13 protein-coding genes and 1 pseudogene are annotated in these 11,437 nt (G+C 66.0%); 12 read left to right on the top strand and 2 right to left on the bottom strand.

Features of this window, described 5'->3' with window-relative positions:
- From AC1D34_RS28205 to AC1D34_RS28195, 3 genes are all read left to right on the top strand, one after another.
- The coding region (locus AC1D34_RS28205; protein ID WP_476825984.1) for an SAF domain-containing protein at positions 1-475 on the top strand (475 nt) is incomplete at its 5' end.
- Between the two features lie 45 nt (positions 476-520).
- Positions 521-1,207, top strand: coding sequence for a GntR family transcriptional regulator (locus AC1D34_RS28200; RefSeq protein WP_476825983.1), 687 nt, complete (start codon positions 521-523; stop codon positions 1,205-1,207).
- A gap of 73 nt (positions 1,208-1,280) precedes the next feature.
- Positions 1,281-1,778: a DUF4142 domain-containing protein gene (locus AC1D34_RS28195; protein WP_441488748.1), complete on the top strand. Its 498-nt coding sequence runs from the start codon at positions 1,281-1,283 to the stop codon at positions 1,776-1,778.
- Between the two features lie 183 nt (positions 1,779-1,961).
- On the opposite strand, the pseudogene AC1D34_RS28190 reads toward AC1D34_RS28195, so the two are convergent.
- Both AC1D34_RS28190 and AC1D34_RS28185 read right to left on the bottom strand, forming a co-directional pair.
- A pseudogene (locus AC1D34_RS28190) lies at positions 1,962-2,219 on the bottom strand (putative immunity protein); the annotation flags it as partial.
- Between the two features lie 95 nt (positions 2,220-2,314).
- Positions 2,315-2,734 carry a GNAT family N-acetyltransferase gene (locus tag AC1D34_RS28185; RefSeq protein ID WP_441488750.1) on the bottom strand — a complete coding sequence of 140 codons (420 nt, stop codon included), beginning with the start codon at positions 2,732-2,734 and terminating at the stop codon, positions 2,315-2,317.
- An 87-nt stretch (positions 2,735-2,821) separates the two neighbouring features.
- Between AC1D34_RS28185 and AC1D34_RS28180 the strand changes: the two genes are divergently transcribed.
- From AC1D34_RS28180 to AC1D34_RS28140, 9 genes are all read left to right on the top strand, one after another.
- Positions 2,822-3,763, top strand: coding sequence for a LysR family transcriptional regulator (locus tag AC1D34_RS28180; RefSeq protein ID WP_441488751.1), 942 nt, complete (start codon positions 2,822-2,824; stop codon positions 3,761-3,763).
- Positions 3,764-3,864: 101 nt separating this feature from the next.
- Positions 3,865-4,089: a hypothetical protein gene (locus AC1D34_RS28175; RefSeq protein WP_441488752.1), complete on the top strand. Its 225-nt coding sequence runs from the start codon at positions 3,865-3,867 to the stop codon at positions 4,087-4,089.
- Between the two features lie 57 nt (positions 4,090-4,146).
- Positions 4,147-5,283, top strand: a complete 1,137-nt coding sequence (locus AC1D34_RS28170; protein WP_441488753.1) for an ABC transporter substrate-binding protein — start codon at positions 4,147-4,149, stop codon at positions 5,281-5,283.
- Positions 5,284-5,468: 185 nt separating this feature from the next.
- Positions 5,469-6,347 (top strand): branched-chain amino acid ABC transporter permease, encoded by an 879-nt coding sequence (locus AC1D34_RS28165; RefSeq protein WP_441488754.1) that lies wholly within the window; start codon positions 5,469-5,471, stop codon positions 6,345-6,347.
- On the top strand, positions 6,344-7,402 hold the full coding sequence (locus AC1D34_RS28160; protein WP_476825982.1) for a branched-chain amino acid ABC transporter permease: 1,059 nt from the start codon (positions 6,344-6,346) through the stop codon (positions 7,400-7,402). The genes AC1D34_RS28165 and AC1D34_RS28160 overlap by 4 nt, the downstream gene beginning before the upstream one ends.
- Positions 7,399-8,142 carry an ABC transporter ATP-binding protein gene (locus tag AC1D34_RS28155; RefSeq protein ID WP_441488756.1) on the top strand — a complete coding sequence of 248 codons (744 nt, stop codon included), beginning with the start codon at positions 7,399-7,401 and terminating at the stop codon, positions 8,140-8,142. The genes AC1D34_RS28160 and AC1D34_RS28155 overlap by 4 nt, the downstream gene beginning before the upstream one ends.
- 12 nt (positions 8,143-8,154) lie before the next feature.
- Positions 8,155-8,892 (top strand): ABC transporter ATP-binding protein, encoded by a 738-nt coding sequence (locus tag AC1D34_RS28150; RefSeq protein ID WP_476825981.1) that lies wholly within the window; start codon positions 8,155-8,157, stop codon positions 8,890-8,892.
- Entirely contained in the window at positions 8,889-9,959 is a 1,071-nt protein-coding gene (locus AC1D34_RS28145) for a Gfo/Idh/MocA family protein (protein WP_476825980.1), read from the top strand. The genes AC1D34_RS28150 and AC1D34_RS28145 overlap by 4 nt, the downstream gene beginning before the upstream one ends.
- The coding region (locus AC1D34_RS28140) for a bifunctional sugar phosphate isomerase/epimerase/4-hydroxyphenylpyruvate dioxygenase family protein (RefSeq protein WP_476825979.1) at positions 9,956-11,437 on the top strand (1,482 nt) is incomplete at its 3' end. The genes AC1D34_RS28145 and AC1D34_RS28140, both read left to right, overlap by 4 nt.

The raw sequence follows: 11,437 nt of genomic DNA, 5'->3' as shown, positions 1-11,437 counted from the left end.
AGATGCCACCTGGGACATGCTTGCCGGCAAGGGCCATGTGGTCAGCCGCACTGCCAAGACCGCGATGCTGTACCTGCCGCGACACCTGCTCGGCATCGAGGCCGCGACCAGCATTCTCGATGCGGCCGGGCTCGGCCGGTCCGGCTATGGCGAGGATTATCGTCCGCGCTGGGACCTGGTTGCCGTTGCGGAGCGGGACCTGCCGGCCGGCACCGTGCTCACCATGGGCGGCCATCACCACAGCATCGACAGCGTCGGCGCCGAAATGCGTCCGGCCGCGGCGCTCGCCGATGACCGCCCTGCCCCGTTCTACCTGGTTGCCAACCGCAAGCTGGTTTGCCCCGTGGCGGCCGGAGCCGCGATCAAACTCGGCGATGTCGAGATCGATCAGGGCTCGGTCCTGCTCCAGACCCGGCGCAGGCAGGACGAGATCTTCGCCGAAAGCCCGGTGGAGCGCGCAGCTGCGGCGCGTTGACAGGCTGACGACCCCATGCCGTAACGATGAAAACGAGGGACGGCGATGACAAACGAAGCCGACATCACCCGGGCCACGCCGGATATCTATCCGCGCATCACCCGGCGCACCTTGCATGACGAGGTCCTGGAGCGCCTGCGTGACATGATCATCGAAGGCCGGCTCGCCCCCGGCCAGCGGATCAACGAAGGGCAGGTCGGGGCCCAGCTCGGCGTCTCGCGCACCCCCTTGCGCGAGGCGATCAAGACGCTGGCAAGCGAGGGGCTGGTCGAGATCCTGCCCGCCAAGGGCGCGATCGTGCGCCGCTTCACCGAGAAGGATCTCGCCCAGATCCTGCAGGTGCTGAAGACGCTCGAGCAACTCGGAGGCCGGATGGCCTGTCAGCTGGCCAGCGACGAGACGATCGAGGCGATCCACGCACTGCACAGGCAGATGCTGGAGCTATATGAGACCAAGAACCGGCTCGAATATTTCAAGCTCAACCAGGCGATCCACAGCGCCATCGTGGCCGCTTCCGGCAATGCCGTGCTGATGGAGATGCACGAGACCCTGCAGGCGCGGATCAAACGGCTGCGCTTCATCGGCAATGAGGGCCCGGTGAAATGGGCCGGGGCCGTGGCGGAGCATGAGGAGATGATCGTCGCGCTGAAGAAGCGCGACGCGGACGCACTGGCGGACGTCATCGGCCGGCACATGGACTCGACACGGCTGCGTGTCAGCGACGTCCTCTAACCCCGATATCCGGAACCTCGGCGCGGATTGCAGGTTATCCCTCATTGGGGGGCCGCACAGCTGCGAGGAATTGATGAGAGCAGTCCTGCTTGCCCTGGTGGCACTGGCGTTTTGCGTTTCCCGTGCTCCTGCACAGGAAGCGCTCCAGGCCGATGAATTCGTCAGACGAGCCGCAGTCTCGAACATGATGGCCGTCGAGCTCGGCACGCTCGCCTTGCAGAAGAGTTCCTCGCCCGAGATCAAGGCCTTTGCGCATCAGGCCGTGAACGACCGCACGATCGCAGGCACCGGCTTGCGCCAGATCGTGGCGAAGCGCTCTGGCATCGCCCTGCCGGAACGGCCCGACCAGGCCCATCAGGACATCCTGCGCGAGCTCGGCGACAAGCAGGGGCCTGAGTTCGACCGCGCCTATGTCGCCGCGCAGAAGCAAGCCCAGGACGAGGCGATGGCGCTGTTTTCCGGCTACGCCCAGGCTGGCACGGATACCGAACTGAAGGGTTTTGCCACCAAGACCTTGCCGCTCCTGCAAACCCAGGCCGAACTGACCCGAAAGCTGCCGGGCGCGGACTGAAGCGCGCTCCCCGGCACGGCGTCGTCTCGAGCGCCCCGGTCCGGGTTCCGGTCTCTGAAGACGGGGGTGCGACCCTTGCGCGAACTCGCAGAAGAGCCGGCCACTAGCCCCGAAGTCCGGTGTCGAGCCGAGGATGTGCCTGACCTGGTGCGGAGTGGCCTTGGGGTGCAGATACGCGGCCGCGGCCGCGAGACTGGCGGCCCGGGCGGCATCGGCAGCGGGAGGGTCCTGCGCCTCGCGAGCGGCGGCATGCGCCGCCCAGGCCTGCGAGCGCAACAAAGCGGTCCGCCTGCCTCCATGACCGAATGCCTCCGCACCCTCGATCGCGTCTCGCGGACGATGATCGGCAGGGTATCTCGCTTCGAAGAGCGACAGAGCCTGCCTGGCACAGCTTGCGGCATAGAGCGCGATCTCGCGCAGTTCGTCCTCGCCGAGTTTCATCGCGGTCTTGTCGTCGGCCATCGTCGTCCCCTTGGCGAGACACCGAAAACCCGATTGCGGTGCCAGAGCGATAGCGCGAGTGACAGGCGCCAAGCCTAGAGCACGCAGGCATACATGACGAAGACGCCGCCCGATCCGAACGGCCGTTCGTAAAGCGCGCGCGCCGGCTCGTTGTCCAGCTCGGTTCCGACCCAGACCTCCTCGCAACCGAGTTCGCGGCCCCAGGCGAACATGTCGTCAAGCATCCGCCGCGCCAGTCCCTGGCGCTGCAGCGCGGGGGCAACGGCGACCTCGTCGATATAGAGTTCCGTCTTCTTGTCGGGATGGCGATGGATCACGGCAGCGACCTGCGCCACCACCACGTCCTGGCGAAGCCCGACAAGCATGAGATGGCCCGGCGAGGCGAGATAGGCGCTGAGCCTTGCCGGATCGACCGGCTCGTCGAAAACATCCTCGTCGACGCGGTCGAACAGGGCCATATCCGCCGCGGTTACCCGCCTGATCTCGACTTCCACGATCTGCTCCCCTTTCGGCCCGCTTGACAGTCATCCGGCCCTCGCCTCCGCTTGTCGCAAAACAGGATGGGGAAGGATACGCTGGTCATGCTGACCTTGCGCCAGATCGAGGTGATCCGCGCCATCATGATCACCGGCACGATTGCCGGGGCGGCCAAGCTGCTCAGCGTCTCGGCGCCGGGCATCAGCCGCCTGATGAAGCATACCGAACGCACGCTGCGGTTGAAACTGTTCGAGCGCCGGCATGGGCGCTACATTCCGACCCCTGAGGCCAACGATATCTTCGAGCAGATCAACGGGGTCTACAAGAAGGTCGACGACCTGCATTACACGCTCGCCCGCATCGAGCGCGGCGGCGAGATCGAGCTCAAGCTCGGCTCCGTGCCGAGCATCTGCCATGTCATGGTGCCTCGTGCGATCGAGCGGCTGCGGCGCAAGCATCCGGACCTGCGCATCGACATCAACATCCTGAAGATCGAGGAGGCGCTCGACTATCTGCTGCTCGGCAAGGGCGAGATCGCGGCGATGAGCTACAAGCTCGACCATCCCGGTATCGATTTCGTCCCCCTGGCGGTGGGCGAACTGCTCTGCATCGTCCCCGACAGCCATGAGCTTGCCGGCCGCGCCTGCCTGTCGGCGCGCGAGATCGTGCAGCACGAACTGATCGGCATCGATCCCAACGATCCCTATGGCCGGGTCATGAGCGAGATCTTCAGCCGGCAGGGCCTGGCCTATGACATGCGGATCAAGGCCCGCTTCGGCACCACCGTCTGCTCGCTCGTGCGGGCCGGGCTCGGCATCGCCATCATCGACCAGTTCACCGTCGCGCATGGCTCGATGCAGGGCATCACCGCGATCCCGATCGAGGAGCCGACCCGCTTCCAGACCTATGTTGCGATCAAGAACGACAAGGCGCCTTCGCTCTATGCCGAAACCTTCGTCACCCTGCTGCGCGAGGAGATGAACGCGGTGGTCTCATCCCGCCTGCGCGCCTCAGTCAAGGCAGTGGAAAAGATAACATCAGGTTAGGTAATGCGATTGAATTGGTTATCGCGTTACTAGCCTAAATCGGTTTATGTGACGTATGGCAACGCCTGCGACCATGACGGGCGAGCCAAGAGGGATCGGACATGCCGGCAATCGCCGTCGCCAACAGGACCACGCGTGTGCTGCTCGGCTCGCCGATCGCGCATTCTGTGTCACTGGCGATGCACGCGGTGGCCGCACGGGCCGCCCGTTTCGAAGCGCGGTGCCACCTGATCGAGATCATCGGCGCAGAGCCTTCGGATAACGCGAAGGCCGAGGCCTTCGACAGGGTCATGGCGGCGCGCGCGACGATCGATCGCGCTGCCTGAGCGACGCCCCGGCGAGACCGGGCGGAGACAAGAAACCGGACAACTGGAGGAAACATCATGACATTCAAATGGATCATCGCCGCGGCCCTCGGCGCAGGGCTCGCAACCCCGGCGCTGGCGCAGGACAAGGTCAAGCTCGTCGACGTCGTCGAGCTCTCGGGTGCGGGCGCGACCGCCGGCACCAACTGGAAGAACGGCATCGATCTCGCCGTCGCCGACATCAATGCCAAGGGCGGCATCCTCGGCAAGCAGATCGAGATCGTCCATTACGACACGCAGACCAACCCGGGGAACACCCGCGCCGCGGTGCAGCGCGCCATCGACGAGGGCACCTATGCCGTGCTCGGCCCGGTCTTCTCCGGCCCGATCGGCGCCTCGATGCAGATTTCCCAGCGTGCAGAGATCGCCCAGTTCGTCGGCGGCGAGGCTGCCGGCCTGACCAAGCAGGGCAACCAGTACCTGTTCCGCACCTCGCTCAGCCAGGCTGCGGCGATGCCGAAGATCGCGAACTACCTGAAGAACACGGTCAAGGCGGGTTCGGTCGCCGTCGTCTGGGTCAATAACGACTTCGGCAAGGGCGGGCGCGACGCCATCCTACCCGAGCTCGAGAAGGCCGGCATCAAGGTGGCGGCCGATGTCGCGACCGAACAGGGCCAGGCCGATTTCGCCGCCGACGCCATCAAGATCAAGAACTCGAATGCCGACGCGATCTTCGTCTATCTMAACGAGGAAGAGAGCGCCCGCTTCCTGCGCGCCGCCAAGCAGCAGGGCATCAGCAAGCCGATGGTCGGCGAGACGACGCTGCTCGGCGCCAAGGTCATCGAGCTCGCGGGCGACGCTGCCAACGGCGTCAAGGGCCATGTCGGCCTCTCGATCGACGCGCCGATCCCGGCCTTCCAGGAATTCGGCAAGAAGTACCAGGCCAAGTACAACTATGCCTCCGACCATAACGGCCTGAAGGGCTACATGGCCGTCTACATGATCAAGTGGGCGACCGAGAAGCAGAACAAGTTCGACAAGAAGGGCCTCGCCGATACGCTGCGCGGCGCGACGATCAAGCCTTCGGACGAGCCGGGAATCCTGATGGAAACCACCATCGAGAGCAATGGCGACCTCGACCGCGAGAGCTTCCTCGCTGAGGTGATCAACGGCAAGCAGGTGATCAACGCGACCCTGCCCAAGATCAAGCCGTAAGACCAGGCCTTACGACGAAAACACCTCGCCACGTCATCCCGGGCGACCGAACGGACGCCCGGGATCCAGAAGCGGACGCAACGCGCCGGAACTGGCTTGCGGCTCCATGCGGCCTGCGGCCGCCAGCGCCAGGGGGACGACGGCAGGTCGCAACACAGGCAGCGCCAACAGGACGAGGACGCGCCATGGCTGAATTCATCGCCTATCTCATCGCCGGCATCGCCACAGGCGCGATCTACGCGCTGGCCGCGATCGGCTTCACGCTGGTCTGGCAGACCTCGCAGACGATCAATTTCGCCCAGGGCGAGTTCGTCATGCTGCCGGCGGTGCTGGTCCTGCTCGCCATCAAGCTGTTCGGCGCGCCGATCTGGCTGGGCGCACTGATCGGCATCGCCGCCTTCATCCTGATCTTCGGCGTCGGGTTCAAGGTCGCGGTGGTCGATCCGATGATCCGGCACGGCGTGCTGCCGCTTGCCATCGCCACGATGGCGCTCTCGATCATCATGAAGGAAGGCGCCAAGGACGGCTTCTCGGCGGAGGCTCAGAACTTCCCCTCCTTCGTGCCGACCCAGACGATCTCGGTCTTCGGCGCCTCGATCTCGCTGCAGCATGTCGCCATCATCGTCGTCGCCTTCGCCGTGATCGGCCTGCTGCAATGGTTCGTCGGCGGCACGCGGCTTGGCCGACAGATGCAGGCCACGGCCCAGAACCCGACCGTCGCGCGCATTCTCGGCATCCCGGTCGAGCGCATGGTGCTGCTGACCTTCGTGATCAACGCCGCGCTTGCCGTCGTCGCCTCGGTGCTGATCTCACCGATCTATCTGGCAAAATTCTCGAACGGCGAGGTCATCGGCCTGTTCGCCTTCATCGCCGCCATCGTCGGAGGCTTCAACCAGGTGCGCGGCGCGCTGGTCGGCGGACTCGTGGTCGGCATCGTCGACAGCATGGCGGCGGCCTATATCTCATCCTCCTATCGCCTGGCCGTGCCGCTCGTTCTTCTCGTCGTCATCATCCTGCTCAAGCCGGAAGGCCTGATGGGCCGCAAAGAGGAGCGCCGCGTATGACCGCGCCCGCGACCGAGGCAAGCCTGCCGCAGCAGCGCGGCCGCCTTTCAAGAGTGCCGTCCCTTGCCGCCTTCGCCGACGGCACCCTGATCACGCTGATGCTCGGCGCCGTCATCCTCTGGTTCGCCCCGGCCGGCATGGGCCGCTATGGTACCTATGTGCTCTCGCTCTGGCTGGTGATGAGCATTGCCGTGATGGGCCTCAACCTGACGCTCGGCTATGCCGGCCTGAAGTCTTTGGCACAGGCCGCCTTCATGGGGCTCGGCGCCTATGCGACGGCGCTGCTGACCACCAAGGTCGGGCTGAACTGGTACGCCTCCTTTGCGATCTCGGGCCTGCTGACCTTCGCGGTCGGGCTAGTGCTCGGTTTCCCGGCGCTGCGGGTCAAGGCGCATTACCTCGCCTTCGTCACGCTCGCCTTCTCCACGCTGATCTGGCTGATCCTGCGCAACGAGCAATGGCTGACCGGCGGCGTCTTCGGGCTCTCGAACATCCCGCGCCCCAGCTTTTTCGGGCTCAAGCTCGACGGCGCGCTCGCCTTCCACCGGTTCGTCGTCATCGTCACCCTGATCCTGGCGATCGCGCTATGGTGGATGATCCGCTCGCCCTGGGGCCGCGCCTTCACGGCGCTGCGCGAGAACCCGATCCGGGCCGCCAGCCTCGGCATCGACACGCGCATGTACACGCTGCTCGCCTTCGCGATCGGCTCGGCCTATGCCGGCTTTGCAGGCGCGCTCTACGCTCCGCTGGTCGAATTCATCGACCCCTCGCCCTTCTCGCTGTCGCAGAGCTTCTTCTTGCTGCTGATGGTGGTCGCGGGCGGCGCCGGCTACCTGCTCGGCCCGTTCATCGGCGCGCTGCTCGGCGTGGTGCTGCCGGAATGGCTGCGCGTCGTCGGGTCGCTCTACCTGATCATCTTCGCGACCATCGTCATGCTGCTGCTGATCGCCTGCCCGCAGGGCGTGAGCGGCCTGCTCGAACGCGGCTGGGCGAAGCTCACCGGCAAGGGCAAGATCGGCAAGAGCGTGGCCGCCAACACCGGAGGCCGCTCATGAGCCCGGTCCTCGAAGTCTCGAATATCCACAAGGCCTTCGGCGGCATCAAGGCGGTGAACGGTGTCTCCTTCTCCGTCAAGGAGGGCGAGATCCTCGGCATCATCGGGCCGAATGGCTGCGGCAAGTCGACCCTGTTCAACTGCATCCTGGGCCAGCTCGACCCGACCGAGGGCACGGTGAAACTCGACGGCAAGGAGGTCACCGGCATGCGCCCCTCCGACCTCAACCGCCTCGGCGTCAGCCGCACATTCCAACTGCTCCAGGTCTTCCCCGAGCTCTCGGTGCGCGAGAACCTGATCCTCGCCGGCCAGGAACATGAGGGCACGATGCTCACGCGCTTCTTCGGGCGGCGCGATGCCGGGCTGACGGAGAAGGCCGACCGGATGATCGGTTTCTTCAAACTCGGCCATCTCGTCGACGCCAAGGCGGGCGGGCTCTCCTATGGCCAGCAGAAGCTGCTCGATGCCGCGATGGCCTTCATGGCGGGGCCCCGCCTCGTGCTGCTCGATGAGCCGGCGGGCGGCGTCAACCTGACCATGCTCGGCGACCTCAAGGAGCGCCTGCGCGCCATCAATGCCGAGCAGGGCGCGACCTTCGTGGTGATCGAGCACAACATGGATTTCGTCATGTCGCTCTGCACCCGCGTGCTCGTGCTGGCGGAAGGCAAGGTCCTGGCCGAGGGAACGCCTGCCGAAGTCAGGGCCAATCCACAGGTCATCGAAGCCTATCTCGGCCATTGAGGAGCGACTGGAATGGACGCCCATATCCTCGAACTCGACGGCGTGGTCAGCGGCTATGGCGCCATGACCATCCTGAACGGCACGAGCTTCAAGGTCCGGCGCGCCGCCATCACCACGGTGATCGGCCCCAACGGCGCCGGCAAGTCGACCGTCTTCAAGGCGATCTTCGGCCTGCTCAAGGTCCGCGAGGGCCATATCCGGCTGGACGGCACCGAGATCACCCACTGGAACCAGCGCAAGCTCCTGGAGGCCGGCATCTGCTATGTGCCGCAGGGGCGCAACATCTTCCCCGAGCTCTCCGTGCGCCATAATATCGAGCTCGGCGCAGTCGCGGCGGGCTCGCGCATCACCGATATGCCGAAGCGGCTGGAAGCCGCGCTCGATCGCTTTCCGGCGCTGCGCCGCAAGGCCGACCAGCAGGCGTCCACCCTCTCGGGCGGCGAGCAGAAACAGCTCGAGATCGTGCGCGGATTGCTGCTCGACCCCAAGCTCGTGCTGATCGACGAGCCCTCGATCGGGCTGTCGCCGATGATGGTGCAGGAGACTTTCGGCATTCTGCAGAATCTGCGCACGCGCGGCGTCACCATCCTGATGGTCGAGCAGAATGCCCGCTCGGCGCTGGAGATCTCCGATGAGGGGCTTGTGCTGGAGCTGGGCCAGACCAGGATGCAGGGACCGGCTGCCGATATCCTCGCCGATCCGCGCGTCGGCCAGCTTTTCCTCGGCGGCGCAATGACGGAGGCCGCATGAGCAAACCTCTCCAGATCGCGCTCGTCGGCGCCGGCCTGATCGGCCGCGCCCATCTCCTGCGCRTCGAGGCCTCGCCGGATTGCTCACTGGCCGCCATCTGCGACCCGACCGAGGCGGCAAAGGCCATCGCGGCCGAGCGGAATCTGCGCTGGTTCCCGTCGCAGCAGGAGATGCTGGCAGCGATGAAGCCGGACGGCGCCATCATCGCGACGCCCAATGCGCTGCATGTCCCGGGCGCGATCGACTGCCTCGAGGCCGGCGTGCCGGTGCTGGTCGAGAAGCCGCTCGCCGAGAGCGTCGCTGCGGCGCAACAGCTCGTCGATGCCCAGGCGCGCACGGGCGTCGCCGTGCTTGCCGGCCATCACCGCCGCCACAACCCGATCGTCAAGGCGGCGCGAAGGATCGTCGGCGAAGGCGGCATCGGCCGACTGGTCGCCGTCAATGCGCTGTTCCTGATCAAGAAGCCGGACGACTATTTCGACGTCGCCTGGCGGCGCGAGCCGGGCGGCGGGCCAGTGCTGATCAACCTGATCCACGATATCGACAATCTCCGCTTCATCTGCGGCGAGATCGACAGCGTGCAGGCCATCACCTCCAACGCGACACGCGGCTTTGCCGTCGAGGACAGCGCCGCCCTGATCTTCCGCTTCAGCAATGGTGCACTCGGGACCGCGACCGTCTCGGACGTAACGCCCTCGCCCTGGAGCTGGGAGCTCAGTTCGGGCGAGAACAAGGCCTATCCGCAGCGCGAGGGCCATTGTTACCTGATCGCCGGCAGCGAAGGCTCGCTGGCCTTGCCGAAGCTCGATTTCTGGCACTACGGGGACAAGGCCGGCTGGTGGGAGCCGCTCCAGCACGAGAGCCGTGGCGTCGAGCCTGTCGAACCGCTGGCCGAACAACTCAGGCACTTCTGCGCCGTCATCCGCGGCAGCGAAGCGCCGCTGACCGGCGCAGCCGATGCCGCCCGCACGCTGGCGGTCGTCGAGGCCGTTGCAGAGGCAGCCCGAACCGGGGCAACCGTCAAGCCCGCTCCGCTGCGGGTCTTGTCCGGGACAGGTGCAGCATGAAACCGACCTCGATCGCCACCGTCTCGCTCAGCGGCGATCTTGCCGAGAAGCTGCAAGCCATCGCCGGCGCCGGGTTCGATGCGGTTGAGGTCTTCGAGAATGACTTCCTGACCTTCGACGGCAGCCCGCGCGATGTCGGCCGGATGATCGCCGATCTCGGCCTGGGCATCGCCGCCTTCCAGCCCTTCCGCGATTTCGAGGGCATGCCGGAGCCGCAGCGCGCCCGCGCCTTCGCCCGGGCCGAGCGCAAATTCGCGATCATGAACGAGCTCGGCGCCGAGCTGATGCTGATCTGCTCCAATGTCTCGCCGCCGGCCGAGGCCGGCATCGACCGTGCAGCGGCCGATCTGCGAGAGCTCGGAGCCCTGGCGGAGAAACATGGCGTCAAGGTCGGGTTCGAGGCGCTGGCCTGGGGCCGGCATATCAACGACTACCGCGACGCCTGGGAGATCGTGCGCCGGGCCGACCATCCGCGCATCGGCCTGATCCTCGACTCGTTCCACACGCTTGCGCGGCGCTCGCCCCTGGGGCCGATCACGACGATCCCCGGAGACYGCATCTTCCTCGTCCAGCTCGCCGATGCGCCCGCGCTGGACATGGATGTGCTGAGCTGGAGCCGGCATTTCCGCTGCTTCCCCGGACAGGGCGATCTGCCGGTGGCGAATTTCGTCAGGGCCGTCGAGGCGACGGGCTATTCCGGGCCGCTCTCACTCGAGGTCTTCAACGACCAGTTTCGCGCCGGCTCGGCCCGGCGGCTCGCGACCGACGGCGTGCGCTCGCTGATCCAGCTCGCCGACCAGGTCGCRCCGGAGCTGCCACCGCGCGCGCCCTGCCTTGCCGTCGAGTTCATCGAGTTCGCGCTCGACGAGGAGACGGCCCACAGCCTGGCGGAACTCTTCACCGCGCTCGGCTTCCGGCAGACCGGGCACCATGTCAGCAAAGCGGTAACGCGCTGGAGCCAGGGCGGCATCAATCTCGTGCTCAACACCGAGAAGGACGGCTTTGCCCAGTCGCATGCGATCATGCACGGGCCCGGCGTCTGTGCGATCGGCCTGCGGGTGGCGGATGTGGCGCAGGCCATGGCGCGGGCGAAGCAGCTCAAAATCGCAGCCTTCGAGCAGCCGATCGCGCCGGGCGAGATGCATATTCCGGCGATCCGTGGAGTCGGCGGCGCGCTGATCTACTTCACCGAGCCCAAGGGCGAGCTCGGCCATGTCTGGGAGAAGGAGTTCATCGCAACGGTAGATGAGCGCGCGCCCTCACCTGCCCTCCTGGACAGCGTCGACCATATCTCGCAGTCGATGGACTACGAGGAGATGCTGTCCTGGCTGCTGTTCTATACCTCGCTCTTCGAACTGGAGCGCATCCAGCAAACCGATGTCGCGGATCCCGCCGGACTGGTCGCGAGCCGGCCGATCATCAGCAGAGACGGTGCCGTCCGCTTCGTGCTCAACGGTTCGCAGGCGACACGGACGCTC

Source organism: Allobosea sp. P1_A7 (assembly GCF_056406775.1).
This window is presented reverse-complemented; position numbering and strand designations above follow the sequence as displayed.